18 protein-coding genes are annotated in these 23821 nt (G+C 64.8%); 7 read left to right on the plus strand and 11 right to left on the minus strand.

Annotation, left to right across the window (positions count from 1 at the left end; translation table 11 throughout):
• Positions 1–31: 31 nt before the first annotated feature.
• Positions 32–1168, plus strand: a complete 1137-nt coding sequence (locus BTHE68_RS02560) for an ABC transporter ATP-binding protein (RefSeq protein ID WP_162065010.1) — start codon at positions 32–34, stop codon at positions 1166–1168.
• A 135-nt stretch (positions 1169–1303) separates the two neighbouring features.
• A complete protein-coding gene (locus BTHE68_RS02565) occupies positions 1304–2176 on the plus strand; it encodes an MOSC domain-containing protein (RefSeq protein ID WP_162065011.1) in 873 nt (290 codons plus the stop codon).
• Between the two features lie 4 nt (positions 2177–2180).
• On the opposite strand, the gene BTHE68_RS02570 is transcribed toward BTHE68_RS02565, so the two are convergent.
• The 3 genes from BTHE68_RS02570 to dalD form a co-directional block, all read right to left on the minus strand.
• Complete coding sequence (locus BTHE68_RS02570; protein ID WP_162065012.1) at positions 2181–3128, minus strand: sugar-binding transcriptional regulator; 948 nt, start codon at positions 3126–3128, stop codon at positions 2181–2183.
• A gap of 148 nt (positions 3129–3276) precedes the next feature.
• A complete protein-coding gene (xylB, locus tag BTHE68_RS02575; protein WP_162065013.1) occupies positions 3277–4758 on the minus strand; it encodes a xylulokinase in 1482 nt (493 codons plus the stop codon).
• 185 nt (positions 4759–4943) lie between these two features.
• Positions 4944–6323 (minus strand): D-arabinitol 4-dehydrogenase, encoded by a 1380-nt coding sequence (dalD, locus tag BTHE68_RS02580; RefSeq protein ID WP_162065014.1) that lies wholly within the window; start codon positions 6321–6323, stop codon positions 4944–4946.
• A gap of 315 nt (positions 6324–6638) precedes the next feature.
• On the opposite strand from dalD, the gene BTHE68_RS02585 reads away from it, so the two are divergent.
• Complete coding sequence (locus BTHE68_RS02585; protein ID WP_162065015.1) at positions 6639–8180, plus strand: FGGY-family carbohydrate kinase; 1542 nt, start codon at positions 6639–6641, stop codon at positions 8178–8180.
• Between the two features lie 46 nt (positions 8181–8226).
• Here BTHE68_RS02585 and BTHE68_RS02590 read toward each other — a convergent pair whose 3' ends face one another.
• Positions 8227–9051: an EAL domain-containing protein gene (locus tag BTHE68_RS02590; RefSeq protein ID WP_162065016.1), complete on the minus strand. Its 825-nt coding sequence runs from the start codon at positions 9049–9051 to the stop codon at positions 8227–8229.
• A 231-nt stretch (positions 9052–9282) separates the two neighbouring features.
• Between BTHE68_RS02590 and hmgA the strand changes: the two genes are divergently transcribed.
• Positions 9283–10620 carry a homogentisate 1,2-dioxygenase gene (gene hmgA / locus BTHE68_RS02595; RefSeq protein WP_162065017.1) on the plus strand — a complete coding sequence of 446 codons (1338 nt, stop codon included), beginning with the start codon at positions 9283–9285 and terminating at the stop codon, positions 10618–10620.
• On the plus strand, positions 10617–11903 hold the full coding sequence (gene fahA / locus BTHE68_RS02600; protein WP_162065018.1) for a fumarylacetoacetase: 1287 nt from the start codon (positions 10617–10619) through the stop codon (positions 11901–11903). The genes hmgA and fahA overlap by 4 nt, the downstream gene beginning before the upstream one ends.
• Positions 11904–12567: 664 nt before the next feature.
• Here fahA and BTHE68_RS02605 read toward each other — a convergent pair.
• Together BTHE68_RS02605 and BTHE68_RS02610 are read right to left on the minus strand one after the other, a co-directional pair.
• Entirely contained in the window at positions 12568–13728 is a 1161-nt protein-coding gene (locus tag BTHE68_RS02605) for an MFS transporter (protein WP_162065019.1), read from the minus strand.
• A 22-nt stretch (positions 13729–13750) separates the two neighbouring features.
• The gene (locus BTHE68_RS02610) at positions 13751–14923 is read right to left on the minus strand and encodes an MFS transporter (RefSeq protein ID WP_162065020.1); all 1173 of its coding nucleotides are present in this window, start codon (positions 14921–14923) and stop codon (positions 13751–13753) included.
• 313 nt (positions 14924–15236) lie between these two features.
• Between BTHE68_RS02610 and BTHE68_RS02615 the strand changes: the two genes are divergently transcribed.
• Positions 15237–15680 carry a hypothetical protein gene (locus BTHE68_RS02615; protein ID WP_174257980.1) on the plus strand — a complete coding sequence of 148 codons (444 nt, stop codon included), beginning with the start codon at positions 15237–15239 and terminating at the stop codon, positions 15678–15680.
• On the opposite strand, the gene pdeM is transcribed toward BTHE68_RS02615, so the two are convergent.
• The 4 genes from pdeM to BTHE68_RS02635 are packed head-to-tail and all read right to left on the minus strand — an operon-like array spanning position 15643 to position 21568.
• Positions 15643–16326 carry a ligase-associated DNA damage response endonuclease PdeM gene (gene pdeM / locus BTHE68_RS02620; RefSeq protein WP_162065021.1) on the minus strand — a complete coding sequence of 228 codons (684 nt, stop codon included), beginning with the start codon at positions 16324–16326 and terminating at the stop codon, positions 15643–15645. The genes BTHE68_RS02615 and pdeM overlap by 38 nt on opposite strands.
• Complete coding sequence (locus BTHE68_RS02625) at positions 16327–18891, minus strand: ligase-associated DNA damage response DEXH box helicase (protein WP_162065022.1); 2565 nt, start codon at positions 18889–18891, stop codon at positions 16327–16329.
• Positions 18888–20543 carry an ATP-dependent DNA ligase gene (locus BTHE68_RS02630; protein WP_162065023.1) on the minus strand — a complete coding sequence of 552 codons (1656 nt, stop codon included), beginning with the start codon at positions 20541–20543 and terminating at the stop codon, positions 18888–18890. Before BTHE68_RS02630 ends, BTHE68_RS02625 begins: the two co-directional genes overlap by 4 nt.
• On the minus strand, positions 20540–21568 hold the full coding sequence (locus BTHE68_RS02635; protein WP_162065024.1) for a ligase-associated DNA damage response exonuclease: 1029 nt from the start codon (positions 21566–21568) through the stop codon (positions 20540–20542). Before BTHE68_RS02635 ends, BTHE68_RS02630 begins: the two co-directional genes overlap by 4 nt.
• A 233-nt stretch (positions 21569–21801) precedes the next feature.
• On the opposite strand from BTHE68_RS02635, the gene BTHE68_RS02640 reads away from it, so the two are divergent.
• On the plus strand, positions 21802–22308 hold the full coding sequence (locus BTHE68_RS02640) for a plasmid fertility inhibition factor family protein (RefSeq protein ID WP_162065025.1): 507 nt from the start codon (positions 21802–21804) through the stop codon (positions 22306–22308).
• A gap of 75 nt (positions 22309–22383) precedes the next feature.
• Here the strand turns inward: BTHE68_RS02640 and BTHE68_RS02645 are convergent, their stop codons facing one another.
• Complete coding sequence (locus BTHE68_RS02645) at positions 22384–23382, minus strand: LysR family transcriptional regulator (RefSeq protein WP_162065026.1); 999 nt, start codon at positions 23380–23382, stop codon at positions 22384–22386.
• Positions 23383–23821 lie beyond the last annotated feature (439 nt).

The following is a 23821-nucleotide window of genomic DNA, read 5'->3' on the forward strand; positions in this document are numbered from 1 at the left end:
ACGCGTCGCCAATGAAGACTGGAGACAGACCATGGCTAGCCTGACACTGCGTAACATCACCAAGCGTTATGAAGAGACCGAGGTGATGCGCAACATCAACCTCGATATCAACGACGGCGAGTTCGTCGTGTTCGTGGGCCCGTCGGGCTGCGGCAAATCGACGTTGATGCGCATGATCGCGGGTCTGGAGGACATCAGCGGCGGCGAGCTGATGATCGACAACACGCGCGTGAACGAACTCGCGCCCGCCAAGCGCGGCATCGCGATGGTGTTCCAGTCGTACGCGCTGTATCCGCACATGACGCTGTACGACAACATGGCGTTCGGCCTGAAGCTCGCGGGCGAAAAGAAGCCCGCGATCGATGCGGCAGTGAAGAACGCCGCGAAGATTCTGCACATCGATCACCTGCTCGATCGCAAGCCGAAGGCGCTGTCGGGCGGTCAGCGCCAGCGCGTGGCGATCGGGCGCGCGATCACGCGCAAGCCGAAGGTGTTCCTGTTCGACGAACCGCTCTCGAACCTCGATGCCGCGCTGCGCGTGAAGATGCGCCTCGAATTCGCGCGCCTGCATGATGACCTCAAGACGACGATGATCTACGTGACGCACGATCAGGTCGAAGCGATGACGCTGGCGGACAAGATCGTCGTGCTGTCGGCGGGGAACATCGAGCAGGTCGGCACGCCGAACACGCTGTATCACGCGCCGGCGAACCGCTTCGTGGCGGGTTTCATCGGCTCGCCGAAGATGAATTTTCTGTCGGGCACGATCGCGCAGGTGCAGAGCGACGGCGTGCTCGTGAAGTACGCGACGGGCGAGACGCAGCTCGCCGGCGTGTTGCCGGGCAACGCGAAGGTGGGCGATGCGGTCACGGTCGGCATTCGTCCGGAGCACTTGCAGCCGAACTCGCCGGGAGCGGGCGATTTCGGTGTTTCCGCATCGGCGATGACGGTCGAGACGCTCGGCGACGCGGCGTATCTCTACGCCGAAACGGACGTCGCGCCGGATGGCTTGATCTCGCGCATTCCGCCGCTGGAGAAGCACGCGCGCGGCGAGAAGCTGAAGCTCGGGGCGTCGGCGGAGCATTGCCATCTGTTCAACGCGGAAGGGCAGGCGTTCACGCGCAAGGTCGTGGATTCGTGGCTGCGGGAGCATGCGACAGCGGCGTGAGCTTGTCGACGATGCAACGGCGGCGCCATCCGAAAGGACGGCGCCGTTGTTTTTTGCGGTGCATGGGAGAAGCGCGATAATCGCGGTTACGACCGTTCACACTCGATGACCGGCGCATTCCCACACGAAATCGCCATGCCTGTCCTGACCGAACTCTTCGTCTATCCGATCAAATCCTGCGCGGGCATTTCCCTGCGCCGCGCAACGCTTTTCGACACGGGTCTCGAATACGACCGCCACTGGATGGTGACCGACGCGTCGGGCGGCATGTTCACGCAGCGCACGCATCCGCGCATGGCCTTGATCAGAACCGCGTTCGACGGCGACGATCTCGTGATCGATGCGCCGGACATGCCGACGCTGCGCACGCCCTTGCGCACCGAAGCGCTGACCGATGCGCAGCCGATGCACGCGACCGTCTGGCGCGATACCGTCGATGCGCTCGATACCGGCGCGCACACCGCGCAATGGTTCACTGCGTTTCTCGGCCTGCCCGCGCGCCTCGCGCGCTTCGCGCCGGCGGCACGCCGCGATGTCAGCGACGAATGGACCGCGCCGCTTGCCGCGCATACGCGTTTCGCGGATCAGTTTCCGCTGCTGGTGCTCGGCCAGGCATCGCTCGACGATCTCAACGCGCGTCTGTCGACCAAGGGCGCGCCGGGCATCGCCGCCAATCGCTTCCGGCCGAATCTCGTGATCGGCGGGCTCGATGCGTATGAGGAGGATTTCGTCGGCGAGATGCAGATTCGCGTGCCGGAACGCGACGTGCGATTTGTGCAATTGCGCCTCGTGAAGCTGTGCACGCGCTGTCCGATTCCGTCGATCGATCAGGAGACGGGCGCGCCGAATCCGTCGTGGCCGCACGAGCCGCTCGACACCATGAGCGCGTATCGCGGCAGCGACCAGTTCGACGGCGCGCTGACCTTCGGCAAGAACGCGATCATCGTGGCAGGCGAGGGCGTCATGCTGGAAGTCGGGCAGGAAGTGGCAGCCGAAATCGACTTCTGACGCGTCACGCGTCGAGCGCCGCCTTCGCGCACAACTCGTCGGTCACGAGCCCCGACAGCCATTGGCCCTTCAGCGCGGCGATCAGCGCCTCGCGCTTGCGTTGCCCGCCCGCGAAGCCGATCGTCGGGCGTTTCGGCGGCGTGTCGAGTTTGAGGCTCGTCACGCGCGCGCCGGTCTTCGATGTCACGCGCTTGCCATCGGCATTGATCGGCAGCCCGAGCCATTCGGCCACGGCGCCCGCGCCCATCATCTCGTCGACTTCCGCGCGCGTAATGAAGCCGTCTTCGTGCAGCGGACAGTTCACGCCCACGTTGCCGATGCCGACGAACGCCACATCCGCCTGCTGCGCGAGCGCGCTGACGATGCGATACAGCCGGTGATTGACCCACTGCGCGCGCTCGGTTTCGCTGTCGGCCATGAGCGGCGCGGGCAGCATGAAGTGCTTGCCGCCGGTCTTTTCCGATAGCTGCTGCGCGACGTCGTAGCGATTCGACGAACCGTCCTGCGCGATGGCGCCGACCATCGACACGAAACGATGCTGCGGCCGGTCCAGCTGGCCGATCTGCGCGACACAAGCCTTCAGCGTGCGCCCGCTGCCGATCGACACCACGAGCGGTTTCTCTTCGAACAGATAGCGCTCCATCACCTGCGCGCCCGCGACGGCGAGCTTGCGGTCGATCTGCTCGGGGGCGTCGCCGTCGATGGGGACGACTTCGCACATCGCGAGGCCGTAGCGGTCGCTGAGCGCCTTGGCGAGCGACAGACAATCGGCGATGCGATGATCGACCCGCACGCGGATCAGGTTCTTTTCAACGGCGAAGGCGACGAGGCGCTGCGCCACCGGACGCGAGATTTGCAGTTTTTCTGCGATCTCGTTCTGGGTGTTGCCGGCGACGTAGTAGAGCCACGCTGCGCGCGTTGCGAGGTCGAGTTTTTCAGTGGACTTGGGCACTGGTGGTTTGGCTTTTTGTTTTGTTGTTTTTTGGGGAGTGTTGCCGGATCCCGTTGGCGTGTCGGTTGATTGACGTTGCCCCGTACAGGGCAACGCTAGCAGACTGACACGCCGACAAGTTCCATAGAAGCCCACCCGCACCACAAAATCAAGCCAGCCTCGGCCGCGCCGGATCAAACAACGGCCTCACATGCTGATAAAGCTCCCGAAACCCTTTCAACCGCTGCCGAAGCATCTCATGCCGCTGCGGGTTCGGCGTGAACTCCTGCTTGATCTCGGGCTTGGCGAGCACCGTCGCCGGATCGCCCCCCGCCGCGAGCCACCCGAGCCGCGCTGCGCCAAGCGCCGCACCGGTTTCGCCACCACCGTGCGTGCGAGTCGGGGTATCGAAAGCATCGGCGAACATCTGCGCCCAGTACGCGCTGCGTGCACCACCGCCGAGCATCGACAACGCCCGCGCCTGCGTACCCGCCGATTGCAGCGCATCGAGACCATCGGTCAGCGAGAGCGTCACGCCTTCGAGCACAGAATAGCCAAGCAAGGCGCGATCGGTCGCATGGGTCATGCCGAAGAACACACCTTGCGCGTACGGATCGTTGTGCGGCGTGCGCTCGCCGCTCAGATACGGCAGAAAGAGCGGCGCCGAAGGCAGCACATCAGCAGGCAAGGCTTCGATTTCCGCGAGCAACGTAGGCTCGTCCGTCGACGTCAGCTTGCACACCCAGCGCAGACAGCTCGCAGCCGACAACACCACGCTCATCTGATGCCAGCGATCCGGAATCGCGTGGCAGAACGCATGCACGGCCGACGCCGGATTCGGCCGGAAACGATCGCCGATCACGCACAGCACGCCCGACGTGCCGAGCGAGAGAAAGCCATCGCCCGGATCGGTCGCGCCGATGCCCACCGCGCTCGCGGCATTGTCGCCGCCGCCCGCCGCGACGATCACGCCTTCGCCCAGGCCGAACTCGCGCGCGAGCTCGGGACGCAACGTGCCCGAAGGCGCACTGCCCTCGGCCAGCGACGGCATCTGCTGGCGCGACATGCCGCACGCGGCGAGCAGCTCGTCGGACCAGTCGCGACGCGCGACGTCGAGCCACAACGTGCCGGCCGCGTCCGACGGATCGGATACCTTCGTGCCCGTCAGATGCATCCGCAGATAATCCTTCGGCAGCAGCACGCACGCGGTCTGTTTGAAGATTTCCGGTTCGTTGTGCGCGACCCACAGCAGCTTTGGCGCGGTGAAGCCGGGCATCGCCAGATTGCCGGCGATCTCGTGCAGGTTCGGCGCGCGCTCGTAGAGTTCGGCGCACTCCTTGTCGCTGCGCATGTCGTTCCAGAGGATCGCGGGCCGCAGTACGTTGTCGTGTGAATCGAGCAGCACCGCGCCGTGCATCTGGCCCGAGAGGCCGATGCCGCGTACCTGCGTGAATTCATCGGGAAACTTTTCGCGCAGCTTGAAGAGTGCGGCGCGCGTGCCTTCCCACCAGTCGAGCGGATTCTGCTCCGACCAGCGCGGCTTCGGACGCGATACGGTGAACGGCGTGCCCGCCGTGCCGATCACGGCGCCATCGGCGGCGAGCAGCAGGACTTTCACTTCGGAGGTGCCGAGGTCGATGCCTAAGTACATGAACGGACCCTTTGTCGTTGCCGGGAACGAACCCGGCCAATGGCCAGGCGTGACGCCAATCCAGCGGGAGGCGCTAATTTAACGCCACGCAGCGCGCCGCGCCATGGGCACATTACCCGAGCGGCGCGGCTGATGGTTACGCGATGCGACAGGAACGGTGATAACGCGTTGCTTATGGCCGCGCGTTACGGTCGATTCGCAAGCCACGCATCGACCTTCGCGATCGCGTTGCGCATCACGCGCTCCAGCCCTTCGGTCTGCGCCATGCTGCCCCACAGGAGCTTGTCGCCGGTGAATGCCTTGATCGGATCCGGCGCCGTGAAGAAGCCGTGCGCGACAGCCGGGTCCATCACGCCATCCTGATACGCATAAGGCAGCTTGTCTTCGTGCCAGCGTTCGAGGAAGCGGAAGAAGAGCGCGGGCAGGATGGCGGTCGAATCCGGATCGACGTTGCGCGCAAAGCATTCGGAGAGCGTCGGCGCGATGAAGCCGGGGAGCTTCGAGAAGCCATCGGCGGCGACGCGCTGGTTCGTGTCCTTGATATACGGATTGCTGAAGCGGTCGAGCACGACATCGCGATACTTCGCGAGATCGATCGGGCTCGGTGTGAGGCAGGGAATCACGTCATCGGTGACGTAGGCATCCGCGAGCGCGCGGATTTCCAGGTCCTGCGTGCCTTCGTGGATATATTGCAGACCGACGAGCGTGCCCGCCCACGCGATGCAGCTATGGCTCGCATTGAGGATGCGGATTTTCGCCTCCTCGTATGGATGCACCGATTCGACCATCTCCGCGCCGACCTTCTCCCACGCGGGCCGCCCGGCAATGAAGTTGTCCTCGATCACCCACTGGATGAACTTTTCGCCCATCACCGGCGCGCGATCGTCGAAGCCCGTCGCGGCCTTCACGCGCTCGGCGACATCGGGCGTCGGACGTGGCGTGATGCGGTCGACCATCGCGTTCGGACACGACGTGTTCGCGATCATCCACTCGCGCAGCGCGTGCTCGCCGCGCCGCTCCAGAAATTCGAGCATGCCCGCCTTGAAGCGGTCGCCGTTGCTGCGCAGGTTGTCGCAGTTCTGCAGCGAGACCGGGCCTGCGCCGCTCTTCATGCGCGCATCGAGGATGGCGGCAAGCGCGCCGTAAATGGTCGTCTTCGCGCCTTTGAGGTCCGCGGCGAGATCGGGGTTGGCCGTGTCGAGCTTGTCGTGCTCGTCGAGGTAATAGCCGCCTTCGGTGACGGTGAAGGACACGATCCTGCACGCCGGATCCGCGCCCGTCGCGATGAGCGCGCTCAGGTCCGCCGACCACGGCACGACCTTTTTGATCGCGCGAATGGTTTCGTACTCGCGCTCGCCCTTCGGCGTGACGGTTTCCAGCGTGTATTCGCCGTTCTGCGCGGCCAGCGCGTCGAGCACCGCGTTCATGTCGCCACGAATATTGCCGACAGCGAGCGACCAGCGCGTATCGCCTGTCTCGCTCAGTCGATGCAGATACCACGCCTGATGCGCGCGATGAAAAGACCCGGCGCCGATGTGCAGGATCACGTTGGCTTCGCTAGTCATGTCGTCTCTTCCTCTGATTGGCTGTGCGCCCGTTCTGCGCGGACGGCGGTTCGCGATGCCGCGCGATCACGGTCAAGGCGGCTGAGTGAGCATTTGCTCTACGGATGGTCTAATGATCGTATTCGCTCGGGCGAAAGTCAAGACGCGGTGCATCGTGCGACGGCGCGCAATTTACGCACCCCTGCGGCGCACAAATTTCGCCGGCGATAGCGGATCGGGAATAACCCGGATAGTCAACTCGACGGCCATTGAACGAAGGTGCGTGAGCCAATTGCCTATAACGATAGGCGGAAAAATAGAACGCGGGAGACAGACATGGATTACGTGATCGGCATCGACATCGGCACACAGAGCACGAAGGCGTTGCTCGTCGATACCAGCGGCGCGATCGTCGCGCAGCATTCGAGCGCCTATCATCCGGACACGCCGAAGCCCTTGTGGGCGGAGCAGTGGGCGTCGGTGTGGTTCGATGCCGTGACGGCGTGCATCGCGGGCGTCGTGTCGAAGGCCCGGGAAAAGGGCGTCGCGGCAAGCGATGTCAAGGCGCTTTGCGTGAGCAGTCTCTACGGCGGCTCGGGCATTCCCGTCGACGAGAACATGGAGCCGCTTTATCCGTGTCTCATCTGGATGGACCGGCGCGCGACGGCGGAGGTCGAGTGGGTGCGCGAGCATGTCGACATGAAGCGTCTGCAAACGATCACGGGCAACGGCGTGGACAGTTACTACGGGTTCACGAAGATGCTCTGGCTGCGCAATCACCAGCCCGACGTATGGAAGAAGACGCGCTATTTTCTGCCGCCCAATGCGTTCGTGATCCAGCGTCTGACGGGTGAACTGGCCGTCGATCATAGTTCGGCGGGGAACCTCGGCGGCGTGTATGACGTCGCCGCGCGCGCATGGTCGCAGGACGCGCTCGACATGCTCGGCATACCCGCTTCGATGATGCCGCAGCGGCTCGTCGAATCGTCGGAAGTGGTGGGCGGGCTCGCGCCGGAGTGGGCCGGCAAGCTGGGCCTCGTGGCGGGCACGCCGGTCGTCGCGGGTGGCGTCGATGCGGCCGTCGCGACCTTCGCGGCGGGCGTCACGAAGGCGGGTCATCACGTCGCGATGATCGGCACCAGCATGTGCTGGGGCTATATCAACCAGACGGTCGATGCGAGTCACGGGCTCGTGTCGATGCCGCATGTGTACAACGGCAAGCACGATCTGTATGTGTTCGGCGGCGCGAGCACGGCGGGGCAGTGCGTGGCGTGGTATCGCGATCAGTTTTGCCAGGGGGAGATCGCCGCGGCGAAAGCGCTGCCGCATGGCGATCCGCATCGCTTGCTGGAAGAGGCTGCGTCGCAGGTTGCGGCGGGTTCGGATGGCGTCGTGTTTCTGCCTTATCTGATGGGCGAGCGCAGCCCGGTCTGGGATGCCCACGCGAGCGGCACGTTCGTCGGGCTCAATCTGTTTCATACGCGTGCGACGCTTTATCGTGCGGTGCTCGAAGGGGTCGCGTTTGCGTTGAAGCACAACATGGAGGCGGGGCGCCGTGGAGCGCAGTCGCTGGATGACCGGTTGATCGTCGTGGGCGGCGCGGCGCATTCGGATCTGTGGATGCAGATCATCGCGGATGTGACCGGGTATCCGGTGCTGTCGATTGAGCAGGACGTCGAAGCGGCGATGGGTGCGGCGTTGCTGGCGGCACTGGGGGCGGGCCTGGTGTCGAGGGAGACCGCCGAAGGCGGGTGGGTGACGTTGATCGAGCGGGCTCGGCCGGAGCAGGCGCGGGAGAGGGTCTATGCGGAACGCTTCGAGGTTTATCGGGAGATCTATCCGGCGTTGAAGCCGTTGATGCATCGGTTGAGGGGGTGAGGGTGTGGGTGACGCGAAATCAGGATTCCATAGAAGCCCGAAAACGCTACCGCCCCCCCAGCACCGGATGTGAATCAAAAACCGGCCCCTGCACAAAATGCACATCGAACTGCTGCAACGCATTGAACTGCGCTTCATCGCAGACATTGGAAAAGATGAGCGGAATCCTCAACCGATGTGCATAAGCCACCAGATGCTTCACCACTGAATCCCGCAGGGCCGCCCCCGCATCCATCTTGATGAAGTCGAGCCGCGCCATATCCGACACCGCCATGATCTGCCCTGCATTGGGCAAATTCCCCGCGACCTTGAACCCGTAGTGTTGATAGCTCTTGGTGAGATACCCAAGAAACGTCTTGTGCGCGACCGCCGCCGCAGGCAATTCGATCACCACCCGTGACGGGCTCATCCCGAACTCCGTCAGCACCGAAGAGAAGTGCAGCCCATGGTCATACTTCACGCTCTTCAAAAGCCGCTCATGCACACGCAAGAAGAGCAAGCCCGGCCGTTGCGGCCCGAAGAAGTTGAACGCATGCAGCGCACGCGATAGCCGGTCCAGCGCGACCAGCTCGCGATCGTCTTCGAGTTGCCCGAAAGGATCGCGCGGCGCATCGCCCTGAATCAGTGTCAGCGCCTGCACGCCGAGCTCATCGCCGAACCGCTCGGCGCTCTCCGGCGATGCGCTCAAGGTCTGCGGAAAACTATGCGTGCCGACATCGAAGATCGGCTCGTAAGCGCTCGATATGAACAGATCGCCGTAATGCGCGATCGCCTCGCCCGCATGCTCCTTCTCGCCGAGCACGACATGCGCGCCAAGAAACGGATGTTCCGCGGCGCGGGCGACGAGTTCAGGCAAGGACGGGGCGATCATGGATGGAGCGTTCGGTTTATGGAGGCGTGCCGCACCGGCGATTGTCGTTTGAATGGTCGATGGTATCAGCGCGCAACACCGCGTCCAGCACCAAATTCACATATTGATATGCCGGAAGAAGCGCGTCGATTAAGGGTTTACGATGAATTTCACTAATCGTAATTGGTTTTACTATGCGTAAAACGCAGCGACAACGCGCCCGCACCCATTCTTTCGTCGAGGATTTCGACCATGCCAACGTTCGAGACGCACACGGACGCGAACCAGCACTATCAATCCGGCTTCGCCAACGACTTCGCCACTGAAGCGCTGCCGGGCGCGCTGCCGATCGGCCGCAACTCGCCGCAACGCGCCGCCTACGGCCTCTATGCCGAGCAGCTTTCGGGTACCGCGTTCACCGCGCCGCGCGCGCACAATCGCCGCTCGTGGCTCTATCGCATCCGGCCGGGCGCGGTGCACAAGCCATTCACGCGCGTGCCCGCCGACGCGCTGCGCGCGAAGCTCGTCGCCAATTTCGCCGACGTGCCCGCGACCCCGCCCAATCAACTCCGCTGGGACCCGCTGCCGATGCCCGCCACGCCGACCGACTTCATCGACGGCTGGGTGACGATGGCCGGCAACGGCGCCGCCGAAGCGATGTCCGGCTGCGCGATTCATCTCTACGCGGCGAACCGCTCGATGCAGGACCGCTTCTTCTACAACAGCGACGGCGAATTGCTGATCGTGCCGCAGCAAGGCCGCCTCGCGATTTCGACCGAACTCGGCAAGCTGGAAGTCGAACCGTACGAGATCGCGGTGATTCCGCGCGGCGTGCGCTTTTCGGTGGCATTGCCCGACGGCGAAGCGCGCGGCTACATCTGCGAGAACTTCGGCGCGTTGCTGCAGTTGCCGGATCTCGGGCCGATCGGCTCGAACGGACTCGCGAATCCACGCGACTTCCTCACGCCACACGCCGCCTATGAAGACCGCGAAGGCAGATTCGAACTCGTCACCAAGATGAACGGCGTGCTGTGGCGCGCGGATATCGGTCATTCGCCGCTCGATGTCGTCGCGTGGCACGGCAACTATGCGCCGTACAAGTACGACCTGCGCCACTTCAACACCATCGGCTCGATCAGCTTCGACCATCCCGATCCGTCGATCTTCCTCGTGCTGCAATCGCCGAGCGACACGCCGGGCGTCGACACGATCGACTTCGTGATCTTCCCGCCGCGCTGGCTCGCAGCCGAAGATACGTTCCGCCCGCCGTGGTTCCATCGCAATGTCGCGAGCGAGTTCATGGGCCTCGTGCACGGCGTCTACGATGCGAAGGCCGAAGGCTTCGTGCCCGGCGGCGCGAGTCTGCACAACTGCATGTCGGGGCACGGGCCGGATGCGGAGACCTTCGAGAAGGCATCGCGCAGCGATACCTCGAGGCCCGCGAAGGTCGATGCCACGATGGCCTTCATGTTCGAGACGCGCACGCTCATCAAGCCGACGCAGTTCGCGCTCGAAACCGCGCAGTTGCAGGCGAACTACTACGAGTGCTGGCAAGGCCTCACGAAACACTTCAACCCGGAGCAACGATGAACGACGCGCTGCAGGCCACACTCGCGCCCGCCTTGAAAAGCTGGATCGAATCCGCGAACGATCCCGCGAGCGACTTCCCCATCCAGAATCTGCCATTCGGCGTATTCAGCGACGCGGTGAATCCGCAGCCGCGCGCGGGCGTTGCGATCGGCGACTGGATCGTCGATCTGGCCGCGCTCGAACGCGCCGGCCTCGTCGATGCGCAAGGCGCGTTAGACAAGCCGCGCCTGAACGACTTCATCGCGCTCGGGCGCGAGAAGTGGCGTGAAGTGCGTATCGCGTTGAGCGGTCTGCTCGCGCACGGCAACGCGATCTTGCGTGACGACGAAACGCTGCGCCGCCGCGCGCTCGTGCCGCGCCCGGATGCGACGATGCATCTGCCCGTCGAGATTCCCGGCTACACGGATTTCTATTCGTCGAAGGAGCACGCGACGAACGTCGGCTCGATGTTCCGCGATCCGAAGAACGCGTTGTTGCCGAACTGGTCCGAGATGCCGATCGGCTATAACGGGCGCGCGTCGTCGGTCGTCGTGAGCGGCACGCCGGTGCGCCGGCCCAATGGCCAGATCAAGCTGCCGGATGAGGATCGTCCGGTCTATGGCGCGTGCCGCAAGCTCGATATCGAGCTGGAGACGGGCTTCATCATTGGACGGGGCAACGCGCTCGGCGAGCCGATTGCGTGCGAGGACGCGGAAGCGCATATCTTCGGCATGGTACTGCTCAACGACTGGAGCGCGCGCGACATCCAGCAATGGGAATACGTGCCGCTCGGGCCGTTCAACTCGAAGGGTTTTGCGACCACCATTTCGCCGTGGATCGTCACGCTCGACGCGCTCGAGCCGTTTCGCACCGCGACGCCCGCGCAGGAGCCGCAGCCGCTCGCGTATCTGCGCCACGCGGGCGATCACGCGTTCGATATCGAACTGGAAGTGTTGCTGCGGGCCGAGGGCGCGCGACAGCCGGCCAGCATTTCGCGCACCAACTTCAAGCTCATGTATTGGTCGATGGCGCAGCAGCTCGCGCATCACACGGTCGGCGGCTGCAATACGCGAGTCGGCGATCTGATGGGCTCGGGGACGATCAGCGGAGCGACGCCGCAATCGTGCGGCAGCCTGCTCGAAAGCACGTGGAACGGGCAGCGGCCGCTGAAGCTGGAAGAGGGCGTCGAGCGCGTGTTCCTGCAGGACGGGGATGAAGTCACCTTGCGGGGATGGTGTCAGGGGGAGGGCTATCGCGTAGGGTTCGGGGAATGCGCTGGGCGGGTTCTGGCGGCGCTTGCCTGAGCTTTTTCTGTGTGTCGTGTCGCCGGATCCCGTATTCGTGTGGGTCTATTGGTGTTGCCCCTGTGCGGGGCGGCAGTCACTTTCTTTGCTGCTGCAAAGAAAGTAACCAAAGAAAGCAGCTCGAGACGCCCGCGGTCATACGCAATTTGGCCACTATTCTCGTTGTTCGTGGACTCAGTAGCGAGTGCCCTCGTAGGCCTAACCGGGCTTGGACCGCACACGGTCTGACGAGCTAGAACGTATAGCGTGCTGGTTCAGCACGAAAGAGTTCCGGCACAGCGCTACGCGCTGCCGTTGGGAATGCAAGGGAAACCGACGAAGCGCCGATGCAGTGAGATGGAGGTGTTAGCACAGAAGCACGAGCAGACCCAATTGACCCATCGGCCGCGCAGCGGGCCGGAGCCATTTCGTGCTGAACCAGTCACACATGCGGCGCGATGTGACAGACCGTGCGCGGTCCAAGCCGGATGTGGCCTGTGAGGGCACTCGCTACAGAGGCCACGGGTGAGGAGAAGGATACCCAGATTGCGTGTGACCGCGGGCGTATCGAGCTGCTTTCTTTGGTTACTTTCTTTGCAGCAGCAAAGAAAGTGACTGCCGCCCCGCACAGGGGCAGTGCAAATAGACCGACACGAATACGGGATCCGGCGACACCTCAGCATCCCTAAAGACGCGTCGTGCCATTGCGCCATTCCCACCAAACGGCCACCAAAAGAGCCCCCGCCGCCACAGTCAAAACACCAATCAAGGCATCCGCGCCGACGCGCTGCATCAACGTCCCCGCAATGATCGGACCGCCAAAACTCGCCACGCTCCACGACGCCCCGACGATCGCAGTCGCCGACACGAGCGTCGGGCCGCGGAAGCGCTCGCCGCACGCGACGATCGACAGCGTATAGACGCTGCCCGCCGCCGCGCCGATCACGAAGAGCAGCGGCCAGCAGATCCACGGATGCGCGACCGCCCACGGCAGCAGCGGCAACAGCACCACCACGACGACCCCCGCACCCGCATGCACCTTCGCGCGCCCGATGCGATCGGCGAGCCAGCCGATCGGGAATTGCATCGTCGTGTCGCCGAACAGGATGGCGGAGGCGAACAGCACGCCGGTTTCCTCGCCGATACCGTGCGACATTGCGAAGAGCGGCATCAGCGAGAGCGCGAGCGTGTCGAAGAGCGCGAAGAAGCCCGTGCCGATCACGAGCGCCGGCATGCGCGGCAGCACGTGCCGCCAGTCGCCGTGCTCGCCTTCGCCTTCGCCCGAAGCGAGCGCGTGCGGCGTGCCGCGTATCGACGCGAGCGCGGGCAACGCCAGCAGAAAGATGGCGCCGCAAATCGCGAAGCGCATCGACGGCAGGCCGCCGATCATGCTGACGAGCACCGGGCCGGTCATCTGGAAGAGCGTGAAGTTGGTCGCGTAGATGGCGACGACGCGGCCGCGCGTCGCGTCGTCGGCGAGCTGCGTGACCCACGCCTCGCCGATCGTGAAAAGCAGCATCAGCGCCGCGCCGCACAGGAAGCGCAGCACGGCCCACAGCCACAGATCCACGGTGAACTGCATCGCGATGGTGGACAGCGCCGCGACGATCACCGTGCCGACGATCGTCTCGCGCGCGCCGCAACGCGCGGCGACGCGGCTCGCGAACGGCGCGACCGCGAGGCCGCCGCCCGCCTGCATGGCAGTCATCAGGCCGACCATGCCGGTGCCGTAGCCCGCTTGCGTCAAGGCGAGCGCGGTCAGCGGCAGCGTCGCGCCCAGACCGAGGCCGACAACCGCGACGCTCAGGATCAGCGCCAGAAAATCACGCGAGAGAATGCCCTTCATGCAACGTGCCGCCCGCGAAAGATCAGGCGGCCTGTCCGATCGAAAGACGGCGCGCGCGTTTGTCGAGCGTCGCCGACAGCAACGTGAGACCGAACGCGCTCGCCGCCATCATGATGCCGACCCACGGCAGCGACGTGAGCGGCGCGCCCGCGCTGATCACGCAGCCGCCGAGCCACGCGCCCGTCGCGTTGCCGAGGTTGAACGCGCCCTGATTCAACGTCGACGCAAGATTGGGCGCGTCGCTCGCGCGGTTCACGATCAGCATCTGCAACGGCGGCACGATCGCGAACGCGAGCACGCCCCAGAAGAAGATCGTGATCATCGCCGAAACGGGCTCGTGCATCGTGCCGGCGAAGATCGTCAGAATGACGACGATCGCGAGCAGGAAAGTCAGCAGCGAGCGCAGCAGCTTCCAGTCCGCGAGCTTGCCGCCGAGCGTGCTGCCCACCGTCAGGCCGAGGCCGAAGAGCAGCAGCACGTAGGTGACCGCGTGCGGCGAAAAGCCCGTGATGTCTTCGAGGATGGGCGTGATATACGTGAACACCGAGAACAGACTGGCCGACGCGAGCACGCTGATGCCGAGCACCATCAGCACTTGCGGGTTCTTGAGCACGTCGAATTCGCGCAGGATGCTGGTATCGCGCATCTCGATGTGCTTCGGCAGGCACACGGCGAGCGCGCCCGCCGCCGCGATGCCGATCAGCGTCACGACCCAGAACGTCGCGCGCCAGCCGGCCGCCTGGCCGAGCGCGGTGCCGAGCGGCACGCCGAGCACGTTGGCGAGCGTGAGTCCGGTGAACATCAGCGCGATCGCCTGCGCGCGGCGGTTCGGTGCGACCAGATCGGCGGCAACCACCGAGCCGATGCCGAAGAATGCGCCGTGACAGAACGCCGTGACGATGCGCGCGCCCATCAGCACCCAGTAGTTCGGCGCGAGCGCGCACAGCAGATTGCCGACGATGAACACGCCGATCAGGTTCATCAGCGCTTTCTTGCGCGGCATCTTCGCGGTGACGACGGCGAGAATCGGCGCGCCGATGGTGACGCCGAGCGCATAGCCGGAAACGAGCATGCCGGCAGCCGGAATCGACACCGCGAGATCGCGCGCGACATTGGGCAGCAGGCCCATGATGACGAATTCGGTCGTGCCGATGCCGAACGCGGCAATGGCGAGAGCGACGAGGGGCAGAGGCATGGCGGAGGGCGCGCGCGGTGTCACGCTTCACGCGCATCGTCGGATTGAGCGATGCAGGCGCAAAGGCGGAGTTGAAGGCCCGGATTGTACCGAAAGGTAATTTTCGATGCTGGTATAAACCCTGATATCGGCTGCCACGCGCCGCGTCGCGTCCGAACGGATATTCTTCCGGACGCGACGACGGCGCATGAGTCTTGCCAGCGCGCCGCAGCCATGCGTCAGATGTTTCCGGTAACACGCTCGCGGCCGCGCATTCCTTGCGCGTCATCGGCGTGGGAGAGTGTTGGAAAAACGCTGCAACTATCGAACGAACATGTCACCGACAAAAATCTGTATCCGCTTCGCCATCGCGTCCACGTTGCTGCTCGGCGCGCTCGCGCACGCCCAGAGCGATGCCGCCGGTCCCATCGCCACGAAGGCGGGCGCGCTGCATTTCCTGCGCGACGAATCCGGCATGGCCGCACTCATCGACACGCAGGTGTTCGATCGCTTCGACGCGAAACGCATCGCGCATTTCGACGAAACGTCCGGCGCGAGCGACACCGTCACCCGCATGCTCGTGCAATCCGATACCGGCCCGCTGCTCTACGACTTCCGCCGCAATCCGCCGCTCGTGCAGCGCGTGAATCAGCGCATGACGGTCAGGCGCGTGTTCTGGCAGGGCGAGGAAGTGGTGATGCAATCGAATCTCGGCTGGTACGGTTTCCAGCGCGGCAAGCTCACGAAGCTGCAATCGTCGACGACGACCTATCACTGAGCGGGAACACGCGTTCGCCGGCGATTACATAGAGCGCTTCGCCGCGCACGTGGCCGTTCACCTCGAAGCCGCCCGTGAACGCGCCGAACGCCGGCAGCACGCCCGCGCGCGCGCCGAAGCGAAAGCACGGCAGGCGCGCGCGGTCGATGCGCGTCGCGAGCCGGTACACCGGATGCTCGTGACCGGCGAGCGCGTAAGCGCCATCGACCGTCTGCGGATGATGGCAAAGCGCCCACGGCCCGAGCGCGTGCGGCTCCTTCACGACATCGACGCCGAACATAGCGGGCAGCGCGCCCGCGTGCCTGTCGTGATTGCCTTCGACGAGCACGAGCGCGAGTTCGCGATGTTTCGCGCGCCACGCGGCGAGCGCGTCGAGCGTTTCGTCGGCGTGCGATTCGCGCGCGTGCAGCAGATCGCCGAGAAAGACGATCGATTCCGGCCGATGCGCCGCGACGAGCGCATCGAGCCGCGCGAGACTCTCGCCGGTCGTCCCGACGGGCACCGGAATGCCGCGCGCGCGAAACACCGCGTCCTTGCCGAAATGGGCATCGGCGATGAAGAGGCTTTTAGCCTGCGGATCGAACGCCGCGCGTTCCGCCGACAACACGAGCGCGTGGCCGTTCACATCGATGGTCAGTGCTTCCATTTATGCTTTCGCCGCCTTCTCCAGATCCGCGAGCATGCGCTCGACGCGATCCGACAGCTTCTCGGTGCTCACCTTCTCCCGCAAGCGCGCGACGATCAGCGGAAACGCGAAGGGCGTCGGCTTCTTCGGGTGCGTGAGCGCGAGCCGGCTGTCGCTCATGCGTTCGAGCGCGGCCCGGATGCGTCCGAGTTCCAGTTCCTGCAGCATCACTTCCTGATCCGCCTGCGTGAGCAGCAGATTGCCGCTGTCGTGCTTGCGGAAGACTTCGTAGAACAGTCCGCTCGACGCCTGCAACTGGCGCGCGCTTTTTTGCTGCCCCGGATGACCTTGATAGATCAGCCCCGACACGCGCGCGATCTCGCGAAAGCGCCGCGCCGAAAGCTCAGACGCGTTGAGGCTCGCGAGAATGTCGTGCTCCAGATTCTGCGGCGAAAAGAGACCTTCCGCGATGAGCGTCTCCCAGTCGAACGGCTTGGCCGACAGCAGTTCGAAGCCGTAATCGTTCATCGAAATGGAAAACGTGCCCGGCTGGTCGCGTGACGCGCGCCAGCCGAACAGCGATCCCAGACCGATATGCGCCATGCGGCCCGCGAACGGATAGCAGAAAAAGTGATGCCCTTCGCGCGAGCGCACCAGTTCGACGACGAGCACGCCGGGTCCGGGCAAGGCCGACCATTTCGCCTGCAAGTCGAGCAGCGGTTTGACGGCGCGCATCTCGGGCTCGTCGTAGATGCCGTCGCTGGCGCGCGCGAGCATCACGAGCGCGGCGTCCGCGAGTTCCGACGAGAGCGGCATTTTGCTGCCCGCCCATTGCGGCATCGCGCCGCGCGACGAGGTCGCGCGCTTCACATAGGCGGTCATGTCGCGCACGCGCACGAGTTCGAGCGCGCGTCCGCCGAAGGTGAAGACATCGCCGGGTTTCAGGCGCGAGATGAACGATTCCTCCATTGCGCCGATGCGCCCGCCCGTCATGTACGCCACGTTGATGGTTGCGTTTGCAACGATCGTCCCGACGTTGTTGCGATGCCTGCGCACGAGATCCTCGCGCGGCACGCGATACACGCCGTCATCGCCTTTCACGACGCGATGAAAGTCCGGATACGCCCCGAGCGACGCGCCGCCGCGCTCGACGAACGCGAGCGCCCAGTCGAACTCCGGCTGCGTGAGATCGCGGTATGCATACGCGCTGCGGACTTCATCGAACATGTCGGCCAATGTGAAGCCGCCGCCGATCGCCACCGTCACGAGATGCTGCACGAGCACGTCGAGTGGCTTCAACGGCATGTCGCGTCCTTCGATGCGACGTTCCTGAATCGCCCAGCGCGCCGCCGCCGCTTCGACGAGTTCCAGCGCGTGCGTCGGCACGATCGTCACGCGCGACACGCGGCCCGGCGCGTGACCCGAGCGTCCCGCGCGCTGCATGAGGCGCGCGACGCCCTTTGGCGAGCCGATCTGGAACACTCGATCGACCGGCAGGAAATCGACGCCCAGATCGAGGCTCGACGTGCACACGACCGCCTTCAGTTGCCCGTTCTTGAGTCCCTGCTCGACCCAGTCGCGCACCTCCTTGTCGAGCGAACCGTGATGCAGCGCGAGCAGGCCCGCCCATTCCGGCCGCAGTTCGAGCAGTGCGCGATACCAGATTTCCGCTTGCGAGCGCGTGTTGGTGAAGACGAGCGAGCTTTGCGCCTGATCGACTTCATCGGCGACGGGTCCGACTTGCCGCACGCCGAGATGTCCGCCCCACGGAAAGCGCTCGATCGTGTCGGGAATCAGCGTATCGACGACGAGCGTCTTCGGCTGCGCGCCGCGCACGACCACGCGCGGCGTCTTCACGGGATGCAGCAGGGCGTCGTGCGCGAGGACGAGATTGCCGAGCGTCGCGGACAGGCCCCAGATCTGCAGATCGGGCCGCCAGTGCGCGAGCCGCGCGATCGCGAGTTGCGTCTGCGTGCCGCGCTTGTTGCCGAGCAACTCGTGCCATTCATCGACGACGATCATGCGCAAGTGCTTGAGTTCCTCGTGCGCATTGGCGCGCGTGAGCATCAGCGTGAGGCTTTCGGGCGTCGTGACGAGCGCGGACGGCATGCGCCGGCTCTGCCGCGCTCGTTCGGTCGACGACGTGTCGCCGGTGCGCAGCCCGACCGTCCACGGCACGGACAGCGCGCTCACCGCGCTTTGCAGCGCGCGGGCGCTGTCGGCGGCGAGCGCGCGCATCGGTGTGATCCAGAGGACGGTGAGCGGCGCGGGCAGCGCGGCCGGTTTCGGCGGCGCGTGCGCGTAGGCCGCGAGCGCGCCGAGCCAGACCGCCCACGTCTTGCCCGCGCCGGTCGTCGCGTGCAGCAGACCGCTCGCGCCGCGTTCGATTTCACGCCACGCCTCGCGCTGAAACGCGAAGGGCTGCCAGCCGCGTTCGTCGAACCAGCGCGCGATGCGCTCGTCGATCGGGCTGGCGGCTTCGTTCGCGTCGAACGCGAATGGCGCGGGCGTGAACTCGGCTACGGCATCGAGTTTCGCCTGCGCCGCGCGGGTGCGCGGCACGCGGCGAGGACGCGGCGCGCTCATGCCGTCGCCTCGTTCAGAAAGCCCTTGAGGATGTCGAGCGTATCGGCGTCTTCGATCTGCTTGTCGGTGCGCCAGCGCAGCATGCGCGGAAAGCGCACCGCGATGCCCGACTTGTGGCGCGGGCTCGCCTGTATGCCTTCGAAGCCGATCTCGAAGACGAGCGTGGGCGTGACGCTGCGCACCGGTCCGAACTTCTCGATGGTCGTCTTGCGCACGATCGCATCGACCTGGCGCATTTCCTCGTCGGTCAGGCCGGAATAGGCTTTCGCGAACGGCACGAGCGTGCGCGTGCCATCGGCCTCGTCCCAGACGGCGAAGGTGAAATCCGTGTAGAGGCTCGCACGGCGGCCGTGGCCGCGCTGCGCGTAGAGCAGCACGGCGTCGATCGAATACGGATCGATCTTCCACTTCCACCAGGTGCCCGACGCCTTCGTGCGCCCGACGCCGTACATCGACGCGCGCTCCTTCAGCATCAATCCTTCGACGCCGCGCGCGCGGCTTTCGTCGCGCAACGCGGCGAGCGCCGCCCAGTCCGATGCGACGACCACCGGCGACACGCGCAGCAAGTCCACGGCGAGATCGGACGCGAGCGCGTCGAGCTTCGCGCGGCGCGCATCGAGCGGCTCGGTGCGCAGATCGCGGCCGTCGGCTTCGAGCAGATCGTAGGCGAGCAGCGCGGCGGGCGAATCGGCGAGCACTTTTTTGGTGAGCGACTTGCGCGTGATGCGCGGCTGCAAACGCGCGAACGGCAGCGGCGCGTTCGCGCCCGGTTCCCACGCGAGAATCTCGCCGTCGATCACGGTGCCGTCCGGCAGCGCGGCGCCCAGCGCGGCGAGCTCGGGAAAGCGCTCGGTGACGAGATCCTCGCCGCGCGACCAGATCCACACTCGGCCCGCGCGCTTCACGAGCTGCGCGCGTATGCCGTCCCACTTCCATTCGACGATCCAGCCAGTTGGCGAGCCGAGCGTCGCCGGATCGGCCTGCAGCGGATGGGCGAGAAAGAACGGATAGGGCAGGCCGAGATCGCTTTCGTGCGGCGTGTCGACATCGTCGCCTTCGGCAGCGGGCGCGATCAGCCGCAGATAACGCGCGGCGCTCGGTGTCTGACGCGAATCGGTCCAGCCGACCATGCGTTGCGCGATACGCTTGTGATCGACGCCCGCGACGGCGGCCAGCGCGCGCACGACGAGCTGCCGCGCGACGCCCACGCGAAAGCCGCCGCCGATCAGCTTCGTCAGGAGAAAGCGCTCGCTCCAGTTCAGTTCGTCCCAGTAGCCCAGCAGCCGTTCGCGCAACTCGGACGGATTCGCGCCGCGCAATGTCAGCACGCGTTCCTCGATCCACTGCGCGAGCCCGAGCGACGATTCGCCCGACGCGGGCGGCAACACATGCGCGATGGTTTCGGCGAGATCGCCGACCGCCTGATACGACTCCTCGAAAAGCCATTCCGGCAGGCCCGCGCGTTCGCGCGCGAACTCGGTGATGAGGCGCGTCGGCACCGACTGGCGCGGCTTGCCGCCCGCGAGAAAGTACGACGCCCACGCTGCGTCTTCCGGTGCCGCGCCCGAGAAATACGCGATCAGCGCTTCGAGCTTTTCGTTGGTCGAGGTGGTCGCGTCGAGCGCGGCGTAGAGCGTCGCGAAGCGTTTCATGATGCCTTGGCCGTGTCGGCTTCGATGGCGTCGTCGCCGTATTCGGTCTTGAAGGCGCCCGCGTCCAGTCCCTGCTCGCGCAGCCAGCGCACCATCGGCTCGATCTGTCCGTGCGTGACGATCACGCGTTGCGCGCCCGTCGCGCCGATCGCGAGTTGCAGGCCGGGCCAGTCGGCGTGATCGGACAGCACGAAGCCGCGATCGACGCCCTTGCGCCTTCGCGTGCCGCGCAGACGCATCCAGCCGGACGCGAAGGCATCGCTGTACTCGCCGAAGCGGCGCATCCACGTGCTGCCTTGCGCGGACGGCGGCGCGACGATCAGCGCGCCCTTGAACGCGGCCTTGTCCTTCGCGGCGATCTCGCTGACGAGCCGCGTGTGCGGCAGCGCGACGCCGGCCTCGCGGTACGCGCGATTGAGCGGCTCGACCGCGCCGTGACAGAAGATCGGCCCGATGGCGGCATCGACGCCCGCGAGCAGGCGCTGCGCCTTGCCGAACGAATAGCAGAACAGCACCGACGCGCGCCCTTGCGCCGCGTTGTGCCGCCACCATGAATCGATGCCGTCGAAGACGTCCTGCGAGCGGTCCCATCGATAGATCGGCAGGCCGAACGTCGATTCGGTGATGAAGGTGTCGCAGCGCACGGGTTCGAACGGCGCGCAGGTCGGATCGGGTTCGACCTTGTAATCGCCGGATGCGACCCACACGCGCCCCTTGTATTCGACGCGCACCTGCGCCGAGCCGAGCACGTGTCCCGCCGGATGCAGCGACACGCGCACACCGTTCACGTCGATGGCTTCGCCATAGGCGAGCCCTTGCACGTCGATGCCGGGCAGCCGCGACAACAGCACGCCGACGCCCGGTTGCGCGGCGAGATAGCGCGCGTGGCCGAAGCGCGCGTGATCCGCATGAGCATGCGTGATGACGGCGCGTTCGACGGGCCGCCACGGGTCGATATGGAAGTTGCCCGGCACACAGAAAAGTCCTTCGGGCCGCGCGACGATGAGATCGGAAGAAGTGTCCACAGGTCGATGGGCAATGCGTGTGTGACAGCCGCGTGACGCGCGCGACCGCCAGAAAATTGGAACTGTTCGATTCTGGCAACAAAAGCACGCGACGTGCCCGTCACAGCGCTTTCATCAATCGCGTGCAGGGTGTAAAAGTTTGATTGGCCTGAGCGCTCGTTCACGCGTGTCCGCTCAGGCCGCCGTTAGCGAAACACGCGCGCACGGGGCGCGCGCGCCGCAGTCTTCTTCATATGCCGATCATGGATACGATGGTTGCGCCGACCGCCGCAGAAGCGGTCTGGATCGTCAGGCTCCAGAGCCATCCTCAGTACGACTTCGTGCGTCTGAAGCGCGTGTTCACCGGCCACGGTTCGCGCCATCAGGTCGTGCTCGTCGATGTCGGGAAGCTGCTCGCGTGCGCCAATCGCGACGACACCGATTACGTGCTCAAGGCCGTCGACGACTGGCACGCGGGCAAGGTTCGCGGCATCCGCGAATTTCTCGACCCGGACAATCCGCGCGTGCCGGAAATGCCTTACGTGACGATCAGCGTGCGCCGCTCGCCGGGCTTGCTCGGACTGCTCGGCGTGCACAGGGAAGGGGTCGTGGCGTTTCGCAACGGGCAGCATCGCGCGCGCTACATGGCGCACGCGGGCGCGTTGTGCATGCCGGTGGAAGTGCATGAGCGCGAGGCGGCGCTGTTGCGCGAGATGTGCGCCGCGCCTGATGTATCGAGCGCGGAGTACGGGGAGAATTGAGAGCGGCGCGAGTGCGGCGCGGTCAGCCAGACGGCAGGATCGCCGCCTGGCTGCTTCGGAGCGCCAGTGCTTCAGTTAGTTTGCCGTTGCCGAGGCACCGCGCATCGTCTGCATGGGCATGATCGACTGCATGGGCGGGCGCATCACTTCGTCGGGCCGGCCGTTGCCTGCGGCGAATTCCCGGCTCAGATAGTCCAGCGCATAGTCGATGAAAAAGCGCGTCTTGGCGGGCAGATATTGCCGGCCCGGATAGACGATCGACACTTTCATGTCCGGATCATCGATGGAGTAATCCTCCAGAAGGCGCACGAGCGTGCCGTCCTTCAGATCCGCCTGCACGATGCCCTCGGGCAGGATCGAAAAGCCCATGCCCTTGAGCGTGGCGAGACGCACCATCAGGCCGTTGTTGACCGTGTACACGGGCGCGAGCGTGATCTGGTCGGCGTCGCCCAGGCGATGCCGGAAGTGCCAGGTCTGGCTGCGCATCTCGTTCGGCAGTCCGACGGAAGGCAAGTTGTGCAGATCCGTGGGCGAGCCGGGCATGCCGTGCTCGGCGACGAACGCCGGCGTCGCGACCGGAACGAGCGCATTGGTGCCGACGGGCCGCTCGATGAGCGCCGTGCTCGACACCATGAACGCGGTGACGATGCCCACGTCGTAGCCGTCCTCGACGAGATCGACATGGCGTTCCGCGAGCGTCAGGCGCACATTGACCTTCGGATAGAGCTTGCGAAAGCCGTCGACGAGCGGCGTCAGCGTGAGCAGCGAAAGCGCGCTCGACGCCACCACGCGCAGCGTGCCGCTCGGCTCGCCTTCGGTGTGCGTGACCGTGGACTCGAGATGATCCAGTTCCTCGAGCAACGCGCGGCAACCCTCGAGATAACGCGTTCCGGCTTCGGTGAGAGAAAGATTACGGGTGGTGCGGTTAATCAGGCGAGTTCGCAAATGCGCTTCGAGCATGGCGATTGCCCGGGTGACCAGCGCATTCGAAACATCGAGTTGTTGAGCAGCGCGGCGAAAGCTCTCCGTATCCGCCACACGCACGAAGACGCGCATTGCATGGATCTGGTTCATCACTGGTGCCCTCTCAGTTGTGTCACATTGCCCCAGACCGACTCAGTGCGACACGCGCATGTCCGATCGCTGAAGGATGTGTGAAGTCGATAATATTGACACTCGGCAAATATTGCAATAACCATGTTACGAAGATTAGGTAAGCGAAGCGCTTTTTTAAACCTCCATATGCACTGCGCCTGTGCGGCGCGTAATTTTGTCAGTTTGGCGCCATTCTTAATAGCGGCTGATTTCGATTTGTCTCAGGGACTATAAGACGTTGCGATCATTTCGACAATAAAATTGTGGATTTTCTTATGATATATGTCATGAATGCTTAATAACTCGCATTTCATGCTGCATTTTTGAATCCAAATGAAATTGATATATCTCTTCGTTGATTTTATTTATCGGTTTTCACGCTCGAATAGTCCTCTCGCAATGAATCCGAGTGTGAATG

Origin of the sequence: Burkholderia sp. THE68 (assembly GCF_009938265.1) — a bacterium.
Lineage (GTDB): Bacteria > Pseudomonadota > Gammaproteobacteria > Burkholderiales > Burkholderiaceae > Caballeronia.